Genomic DNA, 21,957 nt, shown 5'->3' with positions numbered 1-21,957 from the left:
CAGAGGAGCCGAGGTGCGCGACCCGTTCGGCAACGTGTGGTGGATCCAGACCCACATCGAGGACGTGACGCCCGAGGAGCTGGAGCGCCGCTTCGGCGACCCGGCGTTCACGGCGGCGATGGCGTACATGCAGCGCCCGGAGACCGAGATCTTCCCCCGGAGCTGAGGCTGCGCACTGTGTCAGGGACGGGAGGGACGCCCCTGCCGCTCCCCGACTGATCATGACGGGGGCGTCTTTCTCTGCGACGACGGTTGCGGCTTCTCCACGCTTCTGGTGGTCAACTGGCTAGTCGTCTGGGTCGGCCAGGAACCGAGTCCCGCCTTCCGCACGTTCGCGCTGAAATGACCGCCACCAGTGTTCGGCTTCATAGGAGCCTGCTGCAGGCGGCAAATCGTCCGCGTGCGGACTGGTCTTCAAGACATAGCCACCGGTCCTGGCCTGCTCAACGCTGCTGAACAGGTTCGTGGCGACGAGTGCGTCCCGGCCGCCGAGAAGGTCGCCGATCTCTCGAGCCATGAGTGCGATCCACAGCCTGTCTCGGCCTGGAGGAAGCCTGGGTGGGTTGACGTCGTCGCCCGGACGCAGATTGATCGTGACGTCGCCGTCGAAGATCGGGTACTGGTCGGCCAGCGCCGTGATCAGCTCCAGAAGGGCTGACTCGCCGTCGCTGCCCGCTGCGAGCAGTTGTGGATGGGCCTCCAGCCGGAGGCATCCGACTCGGGCACCCCGGGGATGCCGGATGAACGTCATGCTGAGGTTGAACGGCCCTAGGTCATACGACTCGGACGCGTCGATGACCGCGGCCTGAACCTCGGGCGGCAAGGTGTGCCTATCAATGACGCCGATATCGAGGCGCAGATTGTCCCCACCCTCGGTACAGCGGCGCCGCGATGCGACGCAGACCGTCGTCGAACCACCGCACGAGCAGCGGGCCGGCATGCCCAGCACCAAGGTCAAACCTGAGATCCAAACGAACGCGGCGCAACGTCTTCACCAACCGTGCCGTCACGCGAGGAGCCGCCGAAACAGACGGGCCATTCCGCTCCTGTTCAGAGGGTCCAATCAGCGCCGATGTCGGCCAGAAGCTCGCCAAGTTCCTTCACCGACCGGCCGCGGGCGTAGATCCACGGGGGTTGGTGCTGGTCGACCCGCACCAGCTTGCCCGGCGCCGACAGCCACAGTGTCGGGCCGGCGCCGGGGTATGCCTGATACTCCGGGAAGGCACCGCGTTGTAGATGCTCCGCACTGTTGTACAGATCCTCGTCGGCGAAGACCGTCTCACTCGGCGGTGTACTGGTTCTCGTCCCGGATCACCAGGACGCCGTTGTCGACGCGCAGCCGCGCCGGCTCGACGATCCGGTCCTGCCCGTCCGTGAACTCGGGGCGCCGGCCGAACCGGCGGTGGAACCCGGCGACGGCGGCGGGTAGCGGCATCGGCGCCGCGGCGAGCTTGTCGGCGGTGTAGCCGTCGGTGTCCGCGACGGGCCGCCCGAAGCCGGCGAACAGTTCGGCGATGAACCGCCAAGCCTCGGCGGGCGTGTGCGGCCCGGGCCCATGCGTTCGGCGACGTCCACGCCGCCGAGCGTACGACGGCAGACCCCTGAACGCGTCAAAGACGGTTTCCGGCCGCCCTCTTCAGCATGCTCAGCTGGATGGCGTGCGCGATGCCGAGCGCGGCCGCGCAGAGGGCGAGGACGAGCCCGGCCACGCCGCCGTCGGTGAGGTCCGGGGTGGGGGTGCCGGTGCCGGGCTTCGTGGCGAGCATCAGCGCGATCAGCCCGGCGCAGGCCGCGATCACGCCCGGCACGACCGCGGTGCGGGCCCGGAACGCGGCGTAGGTCAGCGCGGCGACCAGTACGCCGAGCAGCAGCACCCCGATCACGGCCGGGCCGCCGCCGGGGCGGCCGGCCATGTCGAACACGGTGCCGTACCGCGTGGTGAGCTCCACGTTGCCCTCCGCGTCGCGGACCACCACGTCCTCGAAGAGCGGCAGGAACGCCAGCGCCGCGCTGCCGACGGCCAGCGGCGCGTAGAACCGGGCGTAGCGATCGGACACGCCGCCCCGCACGACGGCCACGTACTGTGCCCACTCGACCAGGACATGCGGCTGCTGTTCGGGGGCGGGCATGCCCGGTATCTTGGCACGGCGCACGTCAATTCGCCGTCGGTGCCATTGTCGCCGGCCTCGAGCCTGGTCATGCTGCAGGGGTGAAAACGGCCGCGCCGCGACGCGCGCTCCTAGTCGTCGGATCGTTGTTCATCCTTGCCGGGTTCCTGGCGTGGCTGCTCGGCACTCCGTATTTCTTCCGGATGGCCAGGCACGTGAATGCGTGCACCGATCCGGATGACGGGTCGATGATGTTGCTTGCCGCCTGTGGGGTGGGCGGCCCGCTGCTCGTCGCGGCCGGGTTCGGCCTGGCGGGTCGCCGGCGAGGCGCGCTGATCTGGATTGCGCTCGCGCTCGCCACGCTGGTCGGGCTGTGTGCCGTCGGTGCGGTCGTGCTGGATCAGGTCAGGCTGGAGCAGTCGTACGTTCGGTGTGACGGCTGAGCCATCTGCCGGATCGTGCCAGTGACAGCAACTCCTCCGGACTGACAGCGAGATCACCCCTCGGGACCTGATCCACAGAGTCGGAGCCTCGTGGCGGCTATCGGCGGAAGCACTTGTGTTGAGCAATATTTATGGCCATACGGCCTTGTGGGCTACCGTCGCCGCGTGCGGGGGCGGAGCAGTGGGCCGGCGGTGCGGTACCGCGCCGTGGCCGACCGGCTCCGGGAGCAGGTCGCGACCGGCGAGTACCCGGAAGGACTGCCGCTGCCCGCCGAGGCCCTCCTCATGCGGGAGTTCGCCGTCAGCCTCATGACCGTCCGGCGCGCCCTGGCCCTGCTGCGCGAGGAGGGCCTCATCGCCACCCAGCGGGGCCGGGCGGCGCGGGTGCGGGCCCGGCCGAAGCGGCGGCGGGTCGTGCTCGAGCGCGGGGCCGTGCTCGTCGGGCGGATGCCCAGCCCGCAGGAGCGGGCGCGGCTCGGCATCGAGCGCGGCGTGCCGCTGCTGGAGATCCGCCGCGCCGACGGCACCGTCGAGCAGGTCGATGCCGAGACCGTCGAGGTGGTTGTTGAAGAATAGGCGCCGTGTTCATCCTGCTGCCGCCCTCCGAAGGCAAGGCCGACGCCCCGCGGCGGGGGCGGGCGGTCGATCTCGCCACGCTGTCCGTTCCCGAGCTCGGCGACGCGCGGCGGCAAGTGCTCGACGACCTCGTCGCGCTCGCGGCCGACCCGCAGCTCGCGATCGGCACGCTCGGGCTCGGCGCGGGGCAGACCGGTGAGGTCGAGCGCAACGCGCGGCTGACCAGCGCCCCCGCGGTCGCCGCCGGGAAGGTGTACACCGGCGTGCTCTACGACGCGCTCGGGCTCGCCAGCCTCGACGCGGCCGCGAAACGACGGGCCGCGAAGCAGCTGCTGATCTTCTCCGGGCTGTGGGGCGTGGTCGGGGTCGGGGACCGGATTCCGCCGTACCGGTGCTCGATCGGGGTGCGGCTGCCGTCGACCGGGCCGCTCGCCGCGCACTGGAAGGCGGCGCTCAAGGCGCCGCTGGACGCCGTGGCCGGGGACGAGCTGGTGCTGGACCTGCGCTCGTCGGCGTACGCGGGCATGTGGACGCCGCCGCACGCCGTCACGGTGCGGGTGCTGCACGGCGGGAAGGTCGTCAGCCACTTCAACAAGGCGACGAAGGGCCGGATCGTGCGGGCGCTGCTCGAGTCCGGGGCGCGGCCACGCACGCCGGCGCGGCTCACGGAGACGCTGCGCGACCTCGGATACCGCGTCGAGGAACCCCGGCCGGGTCAGCTCGACATCCATGTGGAGCAGCTTTAGCGATTCGCCTGCGCCGCCCGGCGGTGTTCCGGGAACGTCAGGGAATGTGGACCACCCACTGACCCGCCGCACCGTGCTGAGCGCCGCCGGGGCCGCCCTCGCCGCCGGAGTCGTGCCACCCGCGACGGAGCCGGCCCCGGGAAATGTGCGGCCGGTCAGCATGGCGACGCACATTCACGGCCCGTTCAGCGAGGGCCTCGCGAGCTTCTCCGCGCACCTCGAACAGGCCCGCGCAAACAATGTCGACGTGATCTGGTGGACCGATCACGACTTCCGCATCGCCGCGTTCGAGCACCGCCAGGCGGTCCATTTCGACGGGACCGCCGAGCCCGAGCGCGGAATGGACTGGACATGGGTCAAGGAGACCGAGGGCAAGCCGACCGGGGTCGTGGCCGAGTTCGTCGCCTCGCCCCATTCGCCGCAGGACGGCACCGGCAAGGCCCTCCGGCTCGTTTCGAAGAACAAGGGCATCATCTGGTACCGCGGGCAGTCCTGGAACAACACCATGAACGCCTGCATCGCCGACACCGAGCTGACGCTGGACCTGTTGCCGGAAACGCTCCCGGCGGACGGCTCCCTGCTGTTCGAGCTGCAATTGTCGAACCATCCCGGCCTCGGGGTGCTGCGGATGCGGTACCAGATCGGGCCCTTCGCCGCCGCCACGCACACGGCCGCGGGGCCGAACGGGACGGTGCGCCTGCCCATCAAGGCTGGTCAATGGCAGGAATGCACGTTCGTGCCGCGCGACGACGTCGCGAAACTGTGGCCGGCCATCGCCGCCGGCGACAACGCGCTCACCGGGCTGCGCATCGGGGTCCAGCGCGCCGGATTCGTCGCCGACCGGCTCACGTTCCACCGCTCGCGGCGCGCCGGGCAGGCCGGTGAGCAGCTGCGGGCCGAGGTCATCGCGGCCGCGGCGGCGAAGCACGGGGCGGGCGTGACGCATTTCCGCGCGATGGAGATCTCGCTCGTGCGGCACCTGAACTGGTTCGGCGGCGACCAGCGGTTCCCGTCGTTTCCGAGCCCGCCGGTCCGCGACGACAGCCCGGCGCTGACGGCGTCGATGGTGCGGTACCTGAAGGCGCACGGCGGCCTCGTCTGCTGGAACCATCCGATGGACGTGGCGAAGCGCGACGAGCTCGTGAAGCTGATGCTGGAACGGGACTTCCTCGGCGTGGACCTGGTCGAGATCGGCCGGAAACCGTACGACGACCTGCTGTGGGTGTTCGACGTCGCCTGCCGCAACGCGCTGTTCTTCACCGCGGTCGGCAGCAGCGACGACCACGACGCGACGGACTGGGCGAAGGAGCCGGAACACGACATCACCTATGTGTGGTCGCCGTCGCTCGCCCAGCCGGATCTGCTCGCCGCGATGGCGAAGGGGGCGGCGTGGTTCACGGATCTGGCGCGGTACCGGGGCAGCCTCGATCTGCGCGTCGGCGGCGTTTCGCATCTGGGTGCCGTGCTCATGACGCGGGCGCCGGTGACCGTCGACGCGATCGCGACCGGCCTGCCCGGCGGGGCGAAGGCGGAATTGGTCGTCGGGGTGGTCGACGAGGCGGCCGCGGTACCGTCGGCAAAAACGGTGAAATCGAAAACCGTCACGGTATTGCCGGGTCATTACGTCCGGCTGCAGGTCCGTCTCGCCGGGGGCGACGTGGTGGGCGTGTCCAATCCGCTGTGGGTGCTGGACAAGGCCCCGAAACGACCGATTCCCGCCGGGCGCCGGCGGGAATCGGTATGAAAAGAGCGGACGACCGGATTCGAACCGGCGACCCTCACCTTGGCAAGGTGATGCGCTACCAGCTGCGCTACGTCCGCACTGAGAAACGACTCTAGCGCATTCGCCCGCGGGACTCCCAGCCGGGGTCGTCACCCGTTAGCGTGACGCCGTGAAGGTGCGTGCGCTCGCCCTGACGCTGCTGCTCGCGGGCTGCAGCGATGCCCCGGCCGCGACCCCTCCGCCGGCGGCCCCGGCCCCCGCGTCGGCCGCGGCGACTCCGTCCGCCTCCCCCGCGCCGGCCGAGCTGCACCTCGCCTTCGCCGGCGACGTGCACTTCATGGACCGCACCGCGAAGCTGCTGTCGAACCCGGCGACCGCGTTCGGCCCGATCGCGTCCACGCTCGCCGACGCCGACCTCACGGTGGTCAACCTCGAGACCGCGATCACGACCCGGGGGACGCCGGAGCCCAAGACGTACCATTTCCGGACCGACCCCAGGGCCGTCGACGCGCTGAAGGCCGCCGGGATCGACGCGGTCACCATCGCGAACAACCACATCCTCGACTACGGCCGAGTAGGCCTCCTGGACACCCTCGACGCCCTGCACGCGGCGGACTACCCGTACTTCGGTGCCGGCAAGAACACCGAGGACGCCTACGCGCCCCTCTACACCACCGTGAAGGGCGTCCGCATCGCGCTGCTCGGCTTCAGCCAGGTCCACGAGCTCGCCTCGACGTGGGGCCCCGGCCCCGACAAGCCCGGCGTGGCCCTGGCCTTCGACACCGACCGCGCCGTAGCGTCGGTGACCGCCGCCCGGGCCCAGGCCGACCTCGTGATCGTGTTCAACCACTGGGGCGAGGAGGCGAACAGCTGCGCCAACAGCGAACAGAAGACCTTCGCGTCCCGCCTCGCGAAGGCCGGCGCCGACCTGATCATCGGCGCCCACGCCCACACCCTGCAGGGCTCCGGCTGGCTGGGCAGCACCTACGTGGCCTACGGCCTGGGCAATTTCCTCTGGTACGGCACCTCGAAGAGCACCGAGACCGGCATCCTGCGCCTGACGGTCCGCGCGAGGGCCGTGACCAAGGCGGAGTTCCTGCCCGCCGTCGTCTCCGACACCGGCCAGCCCGTCCTGCTCACGGGCGCCGCGGCCGACAAGCTCAGCCGCCGCTACGCGGGCCTGCGCACCTGCGCGGGTTTGTCCGGATGAAGAACCCCAGCTCAGACGGTCTCGACGCGCCGAAGCGGGATACCGGTTTGGCATGGGGGTTGGAGGTCGGCTAAAGTTTGCATCCGTCGCCAGGGAACGCAGCTGGCGGTGCGGACGTAGCGCAGCTGGTAGCGCATCACCTTGCCAAGGTGAGGGTCGCGGGTTCGAATCCCGTCGTCCGCTCGGGAAAGTCACCACGGTGGGGTGGCCGAGAGGCGAGGCAACGGCCTGCAAAGCCGTGTACACGGGTTCAAATCCCGTTCCCACCTCGGAGTCGCCGCATTTTGTGTGGCAGCACCGCTAGGGCGATTGGCGCAGTGGGAGCGCGCTTCCTTGACACGGAAGAGGTCACTGGTTCAAACCCAGTATCGCCCACCATGAAGTACCAGGTCAGAGGCCAGATTCGGAAGCCGCGGATCTGGCCTCTTGATCGTTTGACCGTCGTTTGACCGTGGACCCAGCCTCAGACGGTGGCACAGATCACCACGTCATCCACAAGCTGCCGCGCTCCCGTACAACCGTAGTCGCGCTGGGGCACTGGCATGGCGACGCCCGTAGGTCGCCTGGATGGAAAAACGGGAGATCTTGGTCGCCTTCGGCGTGGACACCTCCGGCCCGCTCGGCAACATCTGGCGCATTACCGCTGAGAAGACCGATTTCTACCTTGAACCTCTCGGCGTAGAGCAAGCCATTCACCTCTCGGTTCACGGTCCAAACGCCGAGCACCCGGAGGGTCATCGGTTCCACGTCAAGGTCGATAGCAAGGCGGCTGTGACCGCCAAGGCGCAGGGGCACCTTCATCATCCATAGAATCCTCAGCCAGGGATACCCCATCGATGGCCGCGAAATTGGACCAAGCGCATTTCTCGTTGCGCGCATCCGCTGGCGGGGGCAAGGCCCTGTGCCATGTTCTCGAGGTTGCTGCCGACGCCGATCTCGGTTTCTTCATCATCCGGCGTGAGGTGCCCTGCGCCATATCTGGCTCTGGGGCAGCGATAGACCGACTTCTGCGGTGGTGGGGCGTCGCCGGCCGGAAGTCGCCCGACCGGTCAGCGCTCCTGCTCGGTGGGCGCCGTCACCAGGTTCAGGCACCGGCCTCGAGCATGGCGAGGTCGCGTACCGCGTAACGGTGATGCTCGGCCTCTTCCTTGAGCACCACCTTGAGGCAGCGGCGCACGACGTACTCCCGGTCTGGATATGGGTCCGCCGGCTTGCGACCACACACCCGATCGAGCTCGGCCTCGGTGAGCCCGTCGACGACACGCCGCATCGTGGCCATGCGAGCGAGCCGCGGCGCGAGTACCTCGTCGAGCGTCGGGGTGGCTTCGAGGGTGAGCCCGAGCTTCGCCGCTGCGTCGGGCGGCATCCCGCCGTGGGGAAGGCCCAACGGGTGATACGGCGCATCCTCCTCGAGCACGGCATTACCAAGCCAGGCATCGCCGGCCATCAGCAGGTGCCGTTGGGTCTCGACGAACGACCACTCGCCGTTGACCTGCTCGTGCAGCTTGGCCTCGGGCAGGAGCCCTGCTCGGTCGAGCGTCGCCTCCCATTGCGTCTCGATGGCATCCCAAGCAGCCCGGTAGTCGACGCAGGACGCGGCGTCACGCGCCAGCACCCGCGTGGGATGCTGCCGGTCGAGCTCGGCCTCGACGTAGGCAGTCACGTCGACGTCGTTAACAACGAGGCGCTCGAAGGCGCCACCGAGGTAGACGTCGCCCCCATAGCAGTCCACGATCTTCAGGCCGCTGACCTCGCAATCGCGAATCTCAAGGCCGGCAAGATCGCATAGGTGGATGCGGGCACCACGGAACTGGTCACTCTGGGCGTAGGCAGCAGGCATCGAGACAACTTTCCCCATCCGTCCCGCCTGCGTCAACGAGTAGCACAGCGTGCGTCTTCGCGCCGTCCGACTGGCACGCCGACCAGGCGTCGAGTCGCTGACCGCGTAGGCAGGTGAGCATGTCGGCGAACGACCGGACCAGGTCGGTGGCGGCGCGTAGTTGCGGGCATCGCTGGAGGATCGCCTGCAGTTGGACGCTGTCGCGGTCGACCAGGTCGTCGGGTCGTCGGCAGATCCATCGGTTCAACTGCCGCACCGAGGGCGCCATTCCGGCCTCCCGGTCGTATCCGGCCACAAAGTCTTCTGGGTCGGCCGTCCGGTTCGCCAGTGCGCCAGGATGTCGAGGACCAGCACCCACGTCGCTCCAGCCATTGATGCCGGGCGTTGGCCTTGAAAGCCGTCAAATTCGTCGAGTTGGATCGTGTACATTGCCGGTCGTCGGCAGTCTGTGGGCTGCGGCTGAACGATGTCGCGGCGGTGCCGCAGGCCGAACCGCAGACCCGCCGGGAGGCGCACCGATGACCTGGACATTGGAGATCCACCACATCGACGTCGTCGGTTCCGGTGATGCGACCCTGATCGTCGCCGAAGACGACGGCCTCGGCCACGCACACGGGCCGTCCATGCGCACGTGCCTCGTTGACGGTGGCCGGGCGATGGCGGGCAACACGGTGCACGACTACCTGATCAACAACGTGAATCTTGGCACCGGCGGCGGTCAGCACCCACTCGACGTGATGGTGGTGACGCACTACGACGCGGACCACATGGACGGTATCCGGAGCCTCCTGCTGCGCCCCCATCATGGGATCTACGACAACACTTTGGTCTTCGACCAGGGCGAGACCGCCTCGGACGAAGCCAACTACCTGCTGTATGCAAACGCCATCGGGGTGAGGCACGGGCGGACCAGGGTGACCCGCAATGTCGCCAACACCCAGGTGCCGGTCAAGGACCGCAAGGCTGTGCGGGTGCGTCCCGCTGCGGTGAACAATGTCCGGACCCAGCCGATGATGTTCGGCGTGCACGGCGCCGTGCCGCCCAACCCGCCCGTCAATGCGCCGGCACCGCTGGCGGTGCCGCCCGGCGCCGTGATCCACGCCGCCACACTGGCCGACTGGTGGCACCCCTATTGGCTGGTCGGCCGGGAAATCTTGTGGACCGACGCGGCCGGGGAGCCGTCAAACCAGCCCCGGCCCGGCGCGCCGACCATGACGTGCATCGCCGCGAACCGGTTCGTCCGGGAGGACGCGGGCAACTCGCTCTACCGCGTCGGCTCCGCGCTCGCCAGCGCCGAGAAGATTAAAAACGAGATGAGTCTCGCCTTCGAACTGCAGTTCGGCACGTTCCGGTACTACATCGGCGGAGACATCGAGTCGGCCCAGGAACGCCTCATCGCCGAATACCTCAACAGCACCGACTCGGTAGCCGGCCGCGTGCACGTGGTGAAGGCCAGCCATCACGGGGCCAAGACGGCCTCCCGGCGCAGCTTCATCGATCGGATGCGGCCGGAGGCCGTCATCATCTCCTGCGGGACGGCGAACCAGTACCACCATCCGGCGCAACGGACCGTCGGCATCCTGGACGGTCATCCGGATGTTGCCGGCGCAGCGCCGCCGCAGCTGCGTCCCGTGCCGAACTATCTCACCGGATACGAGTTCCCGCACAATCCCGGCGGGCCGGCCCACGGAGGGGGAGACTCCTCGGAGATCGCGGGCGATCCGGTGCCCGCGGTGCTTCCTGTCAAACCGGGCCACGTACGGCTGGACGTCACCCAGGTCCAGTCGCAGTACGACGCCAGGGGCCTGCAAGCGTGCGCCCTGGACGCCACGCTCACCGAGACGGCCAACGTCCTCGGTGTCGCGTTGCCTGCCCTGCTGGGGCCGGAACTGGCCGACGCGCTGCTCGGTGCGGGCCCCGCCGACCTCAGGATCGACTTCGTCATCCAGGCGATCCTCGGTGCGGCGCCCGGCCTCGGCCCGGCCCCGGCGGCGATCGTGGCGGCCGTCGCCGCGGGCACGGCGGCGATCGCAGGTGGTGTGCCAGCCATCGTCGCGGCCGTCCACGCCGCGGCGACCGGTGCGGCGGTGGCGGCACCCGAGGCCGCGGTCGTCGCCGCCGTGGCCGCGGTCGCCGGCACCTTGGGCGGGATCGGGCACGCGACGGTGCTGGCCCGCGTCCAGCAGGCGGTGCATGCCGCCGCGCTGCTGGGCGGGGCTGCCGCCGGAGCGGCCGCGGCTGCCGGGGTGACCGCGGCCGCAGTCACGGCGGCGGCTGCCCCCGCCACCGGCCGGTTCACCGCCAGCTACTGGATCCGCTACGTGGCGGTCCCGGGACTCCACGTCGAGACGATCTACTGAAGGGCCACGGATGGACATCGCCGGCCTTCCGCTGGGGGAAGTCAGGTCCCGGCTGGAGTCACAGGTCACCGACGGACACCTGGTGCTCGCGCCGGGCACCATCGACGACACCCGGCTGGCCGGGTTCCTGGGCGGCCTGCCCGGTGGCCGGCTGTCACTCGCCACGCCGTCGTTCACCCTCACCGACACCGCTGTCTGGCCGCAGCGCCTGACCGTCACCGGACATGCGGCCGGGGCATGGCCGGTCAGCGCGTTCGGCGTGGACGCGCTCGTTCCCGGCACGGTCACGCTGACCGTCGGCAGGATCGCGGCCGGCCGTATCCCGGAGGTGAGCCTCGGCGTCGACGGGATCCTGCACGTCGGCCCGCTGGCGCTGCCGGTCGCCGGGACAGTCACCGACGACGGGCTGCGCTGCGTTCTGGGCGCGGACGGGCCACCCCCGCGGCGTGTCGCCGACCTCATGGCGCTGCTGACCGGCGCGCCACCCGCCACCGCCCTGCCCGCCGCCGGACCCTTCGCCGCCGCGGTCACCATCGACGGGCTCGATCTGCTGACCCGCAACGGCCCGGCGCCGATGAGCACCCTGACGCTCAGCCTGGGCACGGCCGTGGACTGGGTGATCGTGCCCGACCTGCTCGTCCTGCGCTCCGTCGGGCTCACGCTCGGCCGGACGCACCGGGCGCGCCCCAACGGCCTGTCGACCACCTGGTTCTCCGCGCGTCTGCGGGCCACGCTGATCATCGGGCGCGAGTTCACGATCTCGGTCGACTTCGGCGCCCCCGGACCGTGGGAGCTGCGCATCGTCCCGGCCGACGGCACGCTGCCGAGCCTGGCCGACATGGCCGGGTTCGTCGGCGGCGCGGCATTGCAGGAGACGGTCCGCGCCGGCACGGACGCGGTCGGCCTCGGCGAGATCAGCATCGACGGGGTCACCATCGGCTTCGACCCGCACGCCGCCGCGCTGCGCCACACCGTCCTGGCCGGCCATGTCACGCTCGCCGGCGTCCGGATCGACGTCAGTGTGCGCCTGCCCGACTTCCGGTTCGGCGGGCGGCTCGCCCGCGGCAGCAGCATCCGCCTGCGGGCGCTGTTCGAGCACTGTTTCGGCACGGCCGGGGGGTTCCCCGACATCGTCGTCACCGAGCTGGCCCTGAGCGCACAGCCGGACCTGGGCGGCTACACGTTCGAGCTGACCGCGGAGGACGACGACCTCGCCATCGGCCCGCTGGCGCTGCGCGGCCTGAGCATCACGGTGACGAAGGAGCAGGTCGGCTACTCCGGCAGCCTCCTCGCCGACGTCGAGCTCGGCGGCGCCACCCTGCTCATCGAGGCGCGCAGCCCCAGGACGGGCGACAGGTGGGTGTTCACCGGCGCCACCAGCCAGCGGGAGAGCATCACGGTCGGCGCGCTGATCGCCGACCTGGCAGGGCGGTTCGGGGCGGTCACCCTGCCGCCCGCCGTGACCGGCATGCTCGTCGACGAGCTGTTCGTGCAGTTCGACACCGAACACAACTTCACCTTCACCGCCCACGTGCGGCTGCCGGTCAGTGACAGCGACCATCTCGGCCTGCGGTTGCACGTCGACGTCACCGCCGCCGGCGCGGACGGCTTCTCGGTCCGGTGCACCGCCGCACTGGCGATCGGCCGGATGCTCTGCGAGGTGGCGCTCGACCGGCGCGAAGGCCGCAGCGACACGAGCATCGGGGCGCACTGGACGGCCGACCCGCAGCATCCCCCGCTCTCCCTCAACGACCTGGCCGCGGAGCTGGAGCTGCCGGTGCCCGGGCTGCCGCCGGGCCTGGACCTGACGCTGGCCGCTGCGGACCTGACCTACGACTCGGCCTCCCGGCGGCTGATGGTCGCCGCCCGGTCGGTGGCGCACGGCACGGCGGTCTTCGTCGCGCTGCCCGCCCAGGACGCCGGGACCCGCTATCTGGCTGCGTTGTCCGTCGGGGGCCCGGTCGGGCTGTCGGATCTGCCGCTGGTCGGCGGCGCGCTCGGCGGCACGTTCGGCGACGAGACCTGCGCCGCCGAACTGTTCCAGGTGGTGCTGTCCGGTGAGCCGATCACCCCGGAGGTGGCGGCCGAGGCGAACACGCTCGTGCGGGCGGGCTATCCGAGGTTCCCGGAGCAGGGCACCGCTGCCGCCTTCGCTGTGTCGGCCGTACTGCGTTTCGGCGCGCAGCGCATCCCGATCACGCTCGGTGCTGCCGCAGCCGGTGGTTCGGCCACTACGCCGGCCCGCAGCGGTTCGACCGTCGGCCCGTCGTCCGGACCCGGCGGGGTGGTCGCCGCACCGCCGAGCGACCCCGACGGCACGGTGTGGTTCACCGTGCAGAAGGCGTTCGGGCCGGTCACCATCGCGCGGGCCGGTGCCCGCTTCGCCGACGCCGCGGTGTGGTTCCTGCTGGACGGTTCGCTGGAGGCTGACGGGTTCTCCCTGGTCCTGCAGGGTGCCGCGATCGGCGTGCCGGTGACCGACTTCGTGCCGCGGTTCTCGCTGCGGGGCATGGCACTGTCGTATGCGAATCCGCCGCTGGTGATCCTCGGCGGGTTCAGCGCTGTGCCACCGGCCGATGGTGCCTCGTTCCGGTACGACGGCGGCGCGGCCGTCTCGGCGCAGTCCTGGGGCGCCCTGGCGTACGGCTCGTACACCGAGGTCGACGGGCAGCCGTCGATGTTCCTGTTCCTGCGTGCCGCGGCGGCGTTCGGCGGCCCGCCCGCGTTCTCGGTCACCGCGCTGGCGGCGGGCTTCGGCTACAACTCCACGATCCGGCTGCCCTCGATGACCGAGGTGGCCGAGTTCCCATTGGTGGCCGGCCTTAGCGAGCTGGGGACGGACGGCGGTGCGGCGCAGGCGCTGGCCGCGCTCACCGGCGGTCCGCGGCCGTGGCTGAGTCCCGCCGCGGGACAGACGTGGCTGGCCGCCGGGGTCCGGTTCCACACGTACCGGCAGTTCGACACGACCGCGCTGCTGGCGGTGGAGTTCGGCAACGCCCTGACGGTGATGCTGCTCGGGGTTACCACGGCCCGGTTCCCGTCGACCGGGGCCGCCCGCCCGTATGCCCAGCTGCAGCTCCAGCTGCGCAGCGTGCTGCGGCCCGGTGAAGGGGTCTTCGCGCTGTCCGCCGTGCTGACCCGCAGCTCGTACCTGCTCGACCCGGCCTGCGTGCTCACCGGCGGGTTCGCCTTCTACGCCTGGTTCGGCGAGCACCGCAACGCCGGCGACTTCGCGATCACCGTCGGCGGCTACCATCCGGCCTTCGACACGCCGGATCACTACCCGGTCGTGCCGCGGGTCGGGTTCAGCTGGTCGCTCGACGAGGCGGTGCGCATCTCCGGCACCGCCTACTTCGCCCTGACCCCGTCGGCGATCATGGCTGGCGGGACGCTGGACGTGCGGTACCACGACGGCAGCCTGACCGCCTGGTTCACCGCGCAGGCGGACCTGCTGGTCGCATGGGCCCCGTTCCGGTTCCGGACCACGGTCGGGGTCAGCGTCGGCATCGAGTACACAGCCAACCTGCTGTTCACGTCGAAGACCCTGCATCTGGAGGCGGGCGCGCAGCTGGAGCTGTGGGGACCACCGACCGGCGGGACGGTCACGGTTCGGCTGTGGGTCGTCACGTTCACCATCGCCTTCGGGGCGCCGGAGGACCCGGCCGAGGCAGCGCTGCTGGACTGGGCCGGTTTCCAGGAACTGCTGCCGGTGCCTGCGGCCAGCACGACGTTCACCGCGACGGCGGGCCTGGCCGTGCCGCAGACCGGCCCCGGTGAACCAGCCGGTGAACCAGCCAGCGGCCCTGCCGGTGCGGCGGAGCCGTGGCCGGTGCGCGCCGACGGTTTCGCCGTCACGCTGCGCAACGCCGTGCCGGTCACCGAGGTGCTGCTCGGCTCCACGACGCAGCACTCCGTGCTGACCGCGGCGCCGGTGTCGATCAGACCGCTGCGCAGGGCCGGCCTGACCGTGCAGCAGACCGTCGTCCTGCAACGCTCGGCACACGGTACCAACGAAGAAATCGACATGGCAGCAACCGGCTGGCACGCGGCCGGCGTCACCTCCGACGTGCCGGCAGCGCTGTGGGGCACCGGCACAGGAGCGATGCTCGAGGCGGGCGATGCGCAGCTGGTCCCCGACCGGCTCACCGGTCTGACCCTCACCGCACCGGCCGCGGTGGCGGGATGGAGCGGGGGACCTGTCGACGCCGCCGGCACCCTCGGTGTCGCGCAGGTCCAGAACGACGCAACCCTGCCGCTGGGCCGTGCCGCGGATCCGGCCGGCGCGGTGGCCGCACACCCCCGGGCGGTCGGCGCGATCGCGTCGCAGATCGCCGCCCCGGGCGCCGTGGCCGCGCGCGCCGCCCTGTTCGCGGCACTCGGCGAGCTCGGCACGGCCCCCACGGCCAACGGTCCGGTCGACGCCTTCGCCGCGGCCGCCGGGACGCTGTTCACCGACGAGCCGATGCTCACCGGTGCCGCACCCTGACCGGGCCGCGGCGCACTGCAAGCGGACACGAACCGCACCGGCAGCCGCCGGGTGGCACCAGCTGGAGAGGAATGTCGATGAGCGAGCCGACGCCGGGCGCCAGACCCGCCACGGAGGCGGCGCTGCCACCGGGCGCCGTGCAGTTCTACGACCTGTTCCGCCCGGGCCTCGAGGCGGGGACCTACGAGCTGACCGCCGACCAGCACATCGTCGGACTGGCGACCGGCACCTACTTCGGGTCGCGCACCCAGTCCTTCACCGTCGACGCCCCGCGGTTCGTGCTCGACGCAGGTGACGTCGGTGAGGTGTACCCACCCGCGAACAGCTCCGGGAACTTCGGGGCCACCCTCCCATCGATCGTGCTCAACCGGCGCACACTGCCCTGGGAGCGCCGGCTCGGCGACGACCCGGACGCTCCGTGGCTGGCGCTGCTGGTGCTGCGCGCCGACGAACTGGAGCCCGGTCCGGTGCTGCACCGCGGGACCGTCGCGCAGTTTCTGGACCGCTCCGACCCGGCGGTGCGCCCACCGGCCGTCGCCGCCGACGGCTTGTCGGCGCAGGTGCTGGCCACGGAGATGACCAGCCTGACGCTGCCCCGGCGGCGGTTCACCGCGATCACACCCACCGGCGCGGAGGCCCGGCTGCTGGCGCACGTCCGGCGCACCGACACCGACACCCGCGCGGCCGGTCAGGCGGCTCGGGACGGCTGGCACGCCGTCGTCGTCGGCAACCGCCTGCCCGGCGACGGGTCGGCCAACCTCGCCTGTCTCGTCTCCCTGGAAGGGCTCGCCGCCTATCTGCCGGGCGCGGACGGCACCCCGCCCGACGACGCGGACGTCCTGCTCCGGCTGGCGGTGCTCACCTCCTGGTCGTTCACGTCGAACACCGCCGGCGGCGGCGACATCGGCCGGCTGCTGGCCGGTCTGGCACCCGCGGGGCCCGAGGCGATGCTGCCGCGCATCCCGGTGCCGGCGGACGCGCCACCGTCCGCGGCGCTGACCCGCCTCCGGCAGGGCTACACGGCGCTGGACTACCGGCTGCCGACCGGTGAGCAGACCTTCGCCTGGTACCGCGGACCGTTCACCCCGTACCCCGCGCAGCCGCTGCCCGGCCCGGTCGACGGCACCCCGCACTACGCGACCGCCGCCGAGGTGACCATCTACTCGCAGTCCGACGGCGTCTTCGACGTCTCCTACGCCGCAGCGTTCGAGGCCGGCCGGCTCGCGGCGCTGGCCGACCGCGGCTTCGCGGTGGCAATGGTCAACGCCCGCCGGGCCGCGTTCCAGGTCGTGGGCATGCTGCAGGCGCGGGCCGGTTCGCCGTTGTTCGCCGACCTCACACCGGCGCCGGGTTCGGGGCGACCGCCGGGGTCGACCGCGGCGGATCTGCTCGCCGCCAGCAGCCGGGATACGTTCGCGCAGCTGCTGTCCGGCGCGATGGGCGACCGGCTGACCTCGATGCTGACCAGCGCACCTCCTGCACCTGCCGCGCCCACTGCACCTGCCGCGCTGACCGCTGCCGCGGCGGCGCTGCTTCCCCCGCTCTCACCGCTGTACCTCCAGGGCACCCTCGACGGCACCGACGGCATGCTCGAGGCCGCGCCGGAGGTGGTGCCACCGCGGCCGCCGGAACTGGACCCGCAGGCCGCGTTCGTCCCCCGCAGGCCGGGGCGCGGCGGTGGGCTCGACCCGGTCGAGCAGTTGCAGGAGCTGCTCTCCCGCGCCGATGTCCAGGACCTGCTGGCCGGGCACGCGCGCGGCCCGGCGACCGACGCCGCCACCGGCTGGCTGGCCGAGCTCGCGCTGCTGCACCGGGTCCCGTTCCGCCATCTGATCCCGGACGAGCGGATGCTGCCGGTCGAGTCGCTGCGGTTCTTCTACCTCGACAGCGGCTGGATCGCGGCGCTGATCGACGGTGCGCTGAGCATCGGCGTCGAAGGCAGCCGCGACCTGGAACTGCACCGGGCGATCAGCCGGCCGCTGGTCGAGATCGTCGCCGCCAAGGTCGGCGCGGTCCGCGCCGCGGACCGTGGCCGGCCGGAGCTGGCCGTGCCCACCGGCGGTGCCGGACCGGCCGGGATGGGTGCCTCCGCGGCAGCCGGAACGGCCTCCTCCACACCCGCTCCCTCGGGGCTGCCGGACATTCCCGGAGCGCCGGAGCGTCCCGACCCTGGCCCGGATGCAGTTAGGACACCGCAGCGGCGCACGGGACTGTTGCTGCGCTCGGCTGTGGTCGCCGGATGGCCCGGCCTTGCCGTCGAGGCCAGCGCCGGCGGCGAACATGTGCCGTTGCTGCGCCTGGACCGGCTCTCGGACACGGTGCTGCTGGCCCTGTTCGACCGCGTGCCGGACACGGTGACGCTCACCGAGCCCTGGCACGGCCTGCACTTCGCTTTCGACGCCGACGGCTCCGACGGCGTGGTCCTGCGCCGGCCCGACGGCACCGAGCTCGGCGCCCATTTCCCGGCACCGGGGCAGCCGGGCCTGCGGGCCGCCTTCACCCGCTCCGCCGACCCGTCCGTCGTCCGGGTGTACGACCTCGCCGAGGCCATCCACGCCCGGCTGCTGCAGCTGATGCCCGGCACCGACGTGCCGATGGGCTCCGCCCTGTTCGCCACCGAACTGCTCGCCCCGGCGCACCGGCTCACCCTGCACACCACCCCGACCAGCGGAAAGGCGTGAGCGTTGTGCCCATTGCGCTGATGGTCCCGATCCAGCTCCAGGCGCTCCTGGTCAACGCGGGCGTTCGGGCCCAGGGCTTCACCCGCTGGAGCATGGACTACGACCAGCTGCCCGGGTTCGGCTCCCCCGAGCCCCGGCCCTTCACGGAGACGGGGACCGGCTGGGCCGGCCGTCCCGACAGTGACGGGGTCCACCTGCAGTGGATCCTGCCCGCCGCGCTGCGCACCGGCCGGCACGATCCGGCGGACGGCACGACGACCTACCCGCCGGCGCCGAACCGGTGGCTGGTCACTCGGAGCGCGACCCGGCCAGATCAGCCGCCCGGCGACCCGGACCGGACCCGCAGCTGGGTCGTCGAAAGCGACTACCTCGGGCCGGACGGGGCATCGCCCTACCTCGACCCGACGGCGGCGGCACCGACCCCGACACGGATCGGCCGGGTGCAGCCCCTCACCACCTGGCACGAACCGGGCAGCCGCCGGGCGCCGTTTCTCACCGCGGTGGCGCCCGGCAACATCGCCTTCGCGGCCTACCAGCCGCACTCCGCCGGAGTGTTCTCGCTGCACGACCCGGCCGACGACGTCGAGGAAGGCGCGATCCTGTCCTACCTGGTCGTCGGCTGGTACGCCGACCCCGCGGCGGACGTGCTCGCCCCCGCACGACAGCCCGCCGGCACCGCCGCCCGGCTCGCCGAGCTCGGCTGGTCCGCGCCGCCCGGGTGCCACGCCGACACGACCATCTGCCACGGGGCGATCCGCGCCCTGACCTACTCCCGCACGGCCGTCGCCCCTCGCCCTGCGGCAGCCGCCCTTGCCGTAGGCAACACCACCGTCGACGCCGTCACCGCCCTGCTCCGGAACCAGCCGGACCCCGGATTCGACCCGGACCTGCTCGAGGCGTTCCAGTACGACCTGCTGCACACCCTCGACGAGCCGGACGGCCCGGCGCAGCTCGGGGCACGCATCCACGACGCCTGGTTCGGTGCCCGCCCCGGCGGATCGGTGTGGCAGGTGGTGCCGGCAGAGGACGGCCCTTCCAGTGGTCCTTCCGCTGACCCTTTCGCTGATCCGGACTGGCTCGCCGGGCTGAACCGTGACCAGAGTGCCTACGATCTCGCCGTACGACGGCTGGCGGCCCTGCAGCGTGACCTGTATGAACTGTGGTGGAAGCGCGGCCGCCGCAATGCCGTGCCGGCCCCGCCCACAGACCTGACAGACGCGCAGTTCGCCGCGGAGCTCGACCCGGCCCGGCCGCAGAGCCTGGCCGGGCGGGTCGCCGCAGTGCGCCGGCAGGTCGGGCAGACCCAGGCCCGGATCCCGTGGGGCGCCTCGGCGCGGGAGCTGGCGGACGCGATCGACGTCTACACCGCCCGGCACCCGCTGCCGCCCGGCACTGTCCTCAAGCGGGCGGAACTGCCGGCGTTCCGCCTCGCCGCGGACCCGGTCGTGGTGATCGCGGGTGTCCGGGCCGGCGCGTTCGACGAGAACCTCGGCGTCGGCGCGGACGGGCTGCTGCCCTGCCGCGTCGCCACGGTCAGCGCGCTGTCGCTGCCACTGACCGGCTCGTCGGAACCGGTCGGCCCGAACGGCCGCCTTCCGGACGGCTCGATCCCGCCGCCGGGCATCGAGATCCCGGTGAGCGTCAACATGCTCCCGACCTTGCCGGCGGTCGCGTCCTTCCCCGTCACCTCCGGCATCGCGGACACGGTGGTGTCTGCGTTCGTCGCCCTGCAGATGGAGATGTACCTGCTTGACCCGGTGCACGCCGGGGCAGTCGCGGCGATCGCGGCCGGCCACGTCGGGCAACCTCAGGCTGCGGCCGAACTGACCGTCACGGCGGAGCGGCTCATGCGCGGTGGGTTCGGCACGACCGGGCCGGTGTCGGCCATCCTGCCGCAGCGTTGGGCGCAGCCGTGGGCGCCGCTGTTCCTGGAGTGGCAGGTCTCCTATCACCCGCTCCCGCCGGGCCTCTGGCGCTTCGACGGAACCTCGTACCAGGCGTCCTGGCCGACCACCTGGGCCTATCCAGGACCTCAGCCCGGCCAGATCCCGGGTCCCCCGGTGGTGCTCAGCGGCCGCAGCCTGCTGACCCCGCAGCCGTCAGCCGGGTTCAAGTCCCGCCTGGACACCTACCTGGCCACACTGCCGGAGGCGGCCGCCGCCGCGCTGTCGTCGTTCGCGGCGGCCGTCGGCTCCTGGGATCTGCTCTCCCAGGCGCTGAGCGGCTTCAACGAGCAACTGGCGCTGCGCGACCCGGCGAGCCTGCGCACCCCGGACGCCGTCGACGTGGTCCTGCCGCCGGACCTGACGATCGCGGACCTGATCGGCGGCGGGGCGGTCGCGATGCCGATGGCCGACCGGTCGGGCGGGTTCCAGCAGCTGCGGGCCGGGCAGTTCGCGTTCCTCGAGGTCAGCGTCGTCGACCGGTTCGGCCAGCGCGTCGACGTGTTCGACGCCACGGGGGCGGGGCCACTCACCCTGGCGCTCGGCGAAGGGCTCACCCCGCAGCAGCCCATGGGACCGAAGTTCGTGCAGCTGCCACCGCGACTGCTGGAGCCGGCCCGGCTGGACGTCGACTGGACGCCGGACGGGCACGACCCCGGCACCGCCGCGGATCTGGTGTGTGCCTGGATCGTGCCCAGCCCGCTCGACGAGGCCCTCGCCTGCTACGCCCCGGACGGCACCGCCCTCGGCGAGCTCACCGAGACGGCAGGCCCCGAGGGCCCGCGGATCTCCTGGCTGCCCGCACCCGACTCTCCCGCCAGCACCCTCGCATTACTCACCGAACCGTTCCCGGTCCTCGCCGGGTTCCTGCGCGACCTGGTCACGGCGGGCCCGGCGGCCTTCGCGGACCTGCTGCGCACCATCGACACCACCCTGTGGACCATCGACCCGCCCGGCGGCGGGGACGAGACCTACCTGGCGGCACTGGCAGGCCGGCCACTCGCCTTGGTCCGCGCCACGCTCCGCGGCGTGTCCGGCAGGCCGCCCCGCACCGACCCGCGGTGGCCGTACACGTTCGCCCCGATCCCGTCCACCGTCCCCGAGCACCCCTTCCCGGTGCGCGTCGGCGACGCCGCGCTCCGTGGCGACGGCCTGATCGGCTACCTGAGCGGTGAGCACTTCCGCGCCGCCTACCGTCCGCGCGACCTGGCCACCGGCTACGTCGAGCCGATCGGCCCGGGCACGTTCCCGACGGTCCGGTTCGACGAGGCTTCCCACACCGACCTCACCCTGCTGATGGACCCGCACCTGCCGGTCCACCTGGTAACCGACATCCTGCCGGTGAAGACCCTGCGCCTGCCCGAACGCCTCGTCGCCGACGCAATGGCGGCGATGGCACTGACCGTCCGCTTCGGCCCGCTACTCAGCGACCTGCGGGCGCCGGCCCTTGGCGCCGCCGGTCCCACGATCGTGCTGCCAAGGCCGCCGCAGGTCAACGGCACGTGGTCCTGGGCGGAACCGGACGGCCGCGGCAGCGTCACGGCATTCGACATCACACCGGCCGACGATGCCGCCCGTTTCCCCGGCACCGTGCCGACGGTGCGCACCGGCTGGCTGCGCCTGCACGGCGGGCTGGGATCCTCACAGTGACCAGCCTCAGATGGTGGCGCGCAGATACCTGGTCGCGTGGTCGATGCGCTGACGGTCGCTCGCGGTCTCGGCCAGCCTTCAACACCGTGCTTGGATTGACCGTGCACGAGGAGTAGCCCCATCCGCAATGCCTCACGCACCGGTCGGATCAACTGCGCATACGCCGGAGTTGATCACCTTGTGCAGTCCTT

General features: G+C 71.7%; 15 protein-coding genes and 4 tRNA genes. 14 read left to right on the top strand and 5 right to left on the bottom strand.

Features of this window, described 5'->3' with window-relative positions; translation table 11 throughout:
• Positions 1-13 precede the first annotated feature (13 nt).
• On the top strand, positions 14-166 hold the full coding sequence (locus AC6JBM_RS53525; RefSeq protein ID WP_497981146.1) for a hypothetical protein: 153 nt from the start codon (positions 14-16) through the stop codon (positions 164-166).
• Positions 167-286: 120 nt separating this feature from the next.
• Here the strand turns inward: AC6JBM_RS53525 and AC6JBM_RS53520 are convergent, their stop codons facing one another.
• The 3 genes from AC6JBM_RS53520 to AC6JBM_RS53510 form a co-directional block, all read right to left on the bottom strand.
• Positions 287-958 carry a hypothetical protein gene (locus AC6JBM_RS53520; RefSeq protein ID WP_497981145.1) on the bottom strand — a complete coding sequence of 224 codons (672 nt, stop codon included), beginning with the start codon at positions 956-958 and terminating at the stop codon, positions 287-289.
• Between the two features lie 321 nt (positions 959-1,279).
• A complete protein-coding gene (locus AC6JBM_RS53515) occupies positions 1,280-1,435 on the bottom strand; it encodes a hypothetical protein (protein WP_497981144.1) in 156 nt (51 codons plus the stop codon).
• 175 nt (positions 1,436-1,610) lie between these two features.
• Positions 1,611-2,129 (bottom strand): hypothetical protein, encoded by a 519-nt coding sequence (locus AC6JBM_RS53510; RefSeq protein ID WP_497981143.1) that lies wholly within the window; start codon positions 2,127-2,129, stop codon positions 1,611-1,613.
• Between the two features lie 80 nt (positions 2,130-2,209).
• Here AC6JBM_RS53510 and AC6JBM_RS53505 point away from each other — a divergent pair, with 80 nt between their 5' ends.
• From AC6JBM_RS53505 to AC6JBM_RS53490, 4 genes are all read left to right on the top strand, one after another.
• On the top strand, positions 2,210-2,551 hold the full coding sequence (locus tag AC6JBM_RS53505) for a hypothetical protein (protein ID WP_497981142.1): 342 nt from the start codon (positions 2,210-2,212) through the stop codon (positions 2,549-2,551).
• Positions 2,552-2,716: 165 nt separating this feature from the next.
• Positions 2,717-3,127 (top strand): GntR family transcriptional regulator, encoded by a 411-nt coding sequence (locus AC6JBM_RS53500; RefSeq protein WP_497981141.1) that lies wholly within the window; start codon positions 2,717-2,719, stop codon positions 3,125-3,127.
• A 5-nt stretch (positions 3,128-3,132) separates the two neighbouring features.
• Positions 3,133-3,873: a YaaA family protein gene (locus tag AC6JBM_RS53495; RefSeq protein WP_497981140.1), complete on the top strand. Its 741-nt coding sequence runs from the start codon at positions 3,133-3,135 to the stop codon at positions 3,871-3,873.
• A 46-nt stretch (positions 3,874-3,919) separates the two neighbouring features.
• A complete protein-coding gene (locus AC6JBM_RS53490) occupies positions 3,920-5,617 on the top strand; it encodes a CehA/McbA family metallohydrolase domain-containing protein (RefSeq protein ID WP_497981139.1) in 1,698 nt (565 codons plus the stop codon).
• Between the two features lie 4 nt (positions 5,618-5,621).
• Here the strand turns inward: AC6JBM_RS53490 and AC6JBM_RS53485 are convergent.
• Positions 5,622-5,694 (bottom strand) — tRNA-Gly (locus AC6JBM_RS53485).
• Between the two features lie 71 nt (positions 5,695-5,765).
• Between AC6JBM_RS53485 and AC6JBM_RS53480 the strand changes: the two genes are divergently transcribed.
• From AC6JBM_RS53480 to AC6JBM_RS53460, 5 genes are all read left to right on the top strand, one after another.
• Positions 5,766-6,806 (top strand): CapA family protein, encoded by a 1,041-nt coding sequence (locus AC6JBM_RS53480; protein ID WP_497981138.1) that lies wholly within the window; start codon positions 5,766-5,768, stop codon positions 6,804-6,806.
• Positions 6,807-6,916: 110 nt separating this feature from the next.
• Positions 6,917-6,989: transfer RNA gene (locus tag AC6JBM_RS53475), tRNA-Gly, on the top strand.
• A gap of 15 nt (positions 6,990-7,004) precedes the next feature.
• Positions 7,005-7,075: transfer RNA gene (locus AC6JBM_RS53470), tRNA-Cys, on the top strand.
• Positions 7,076-7,109: 34 nt separating this feature from the next.
• Positions 7,110-7,184 (top strand) — tRNA-Val (locus tag AC6JBM_RS53465).
• Positions 7,185-7,373: 189 nt separating this feature from the next.
• Positions 7,374-7,616 (top strand): hypothetical protein, encoded by a 243-nt coding sequence (locus tag AC6JBM_RS53460; RefSeq protein ID WP_497981137.1) that lies wholly within the window; start codon positions 7,374-7,376, stop codon positions 7,614-7,616.
• A 274-nt stretch (positions 7,617-7,890) separates the two neighbouring features.
• Here the strand turns inward: AC6JBM_RS53460 and AC6JBM_RS53455 are convergent, their stop codons facing one another.
• Complete coding sequence (locus tag AC6JBM_RS53455; protein WP_497981136.1) at positions 7,891-8,646, bottom strand: DinB family protein; 756 nt, start codon at positions 8,644-8,646, stop codon at positions 7,891-7,893.
• Between the two features lie 518 nt (positions 8,647-9,164).
• Between AC6JBM_RS53455 and AC6JBM_RS53450 the strand changes: the two genes are divergently transcribed.
• The 4 genes from AC6JBM_RS53450 to AC6JBM_RS53435 all read left to right on the top strand — a co-directional run bounded on the left by AC6JBM_RS53450 (position 9,165) and on the right by AC6JBM_RS53435 (position 21,766).
• Positions 9,165-11,006, top strand: a complete 1,842-nt coding sequence (locus tag AC6JBM_RS53450; RefSeq protein WP_497981135.1) for a ComEC/Rec2 family competence protein — start codon at positions 9,165-9,167, stop codon at positions 11,004-11,006.
• A gap of 10 nt (positions 11,007-11,016) precedes the next feature.
• Entirely contained in the window at positions 11,017-15,492 is a 4,476-nt protein-coding gene (locus AC6JBM_RS53445) for a DUF6603 domain-containing protein (RefSeq protein WP_497981134.1), read from the top strand.
• A gap of 77 nt (positions 15,493-15,569) precedes the next feature.
• On the top strand, positions 15,570-18,173 hold the full coding sequence (locus AC6JBM_RS53440; protein WP_497981133.1) for a hypothetical protein: 2,604 nt from the start codon (positions 15,570-15,572) through the stop codon (positions 18,171-18,173).
• A 5-nt stretch (positions 18,174-18,178) separates the two neighbouring features.
• Positions 18,179-21,766 (top strand): hypothetical protein, encoded by a 3,588-nt coding sequence (locus AC6JBM_RS53435; RefSeq protein WP_497981132.1) that lies wholly within the window; start codon positions 18,179-18,181, stop codon positions 21,764-21,766.
• Positions 21,767-21,957 lie beyond the last annotated feature (191 nt).

It is taken from the genome of Dactylosporangium thailandense (assembly GCF_059739745.1).
The sequence above is the reverse complement of the archived record's forward strand: the minus strand, read 5'-3'. Positions and strand labels throughout refer to the sequence as shown.

What these genes read in the sequence shown, in the direction of transcription:
- AC6JBM_RS53450 (WP_497981135.1), top strand. Translation starts at nt 9,165, where the DNA reads ATGACCTGGACATTGGAGATCCACCACATCGACGTCGTCGGTTCCGGT.
- AC6JBM_RS53445 (WP_497981134.1), top strand. Translation starts at nt 11,017, where the DNA reads ATGGACATCGCCGGCCTTCCGCTGGGGGAAGTCAGGTCCCGGCTGGAG.
- AC6JBM_RS53460 (WP_497981137.1), top strand. Translation starts at nt 7,374, where the DNA reads ATGGAAAAACGGGAGATCTTGGTCGCCTTCGGCGTGGACACCTCCGGC.
- AC6JBM_RS53440 (WP_497981133.1), top strand. Translation starts at nt 15,570, where the DNA reads ATGAGCGAGCCGACGCCGGGCGCCAGACCCGCCACGGAGGCGGCGCTG.
- AC6JBM_RS53515 (WP_497981144.1), bottom strand. Translation starts at nt 1,435, where the DNA reads ATGCCGCTACCCGCCGCCGTCGCCGGGTTCCACCGCCGGTTCGGCCGG.
- AC6JBM_RS53455 (WP_497981136.1), bottom strand. Translation starts at nt 8,646, where the DNA reads ATGCCTGCTGCCTACGCCCAGAGTGACCAGTTCCGTGGTGCCCGCATC.
- AC6JBM_RS53510 (WP_497981143.1), bottom strand. Translation starts at nt 2,129, where the DNA reads ATGCCCGCCCCCGAACAGCAGCCGCATGTCCTGGTCGAGTGGGCACAG.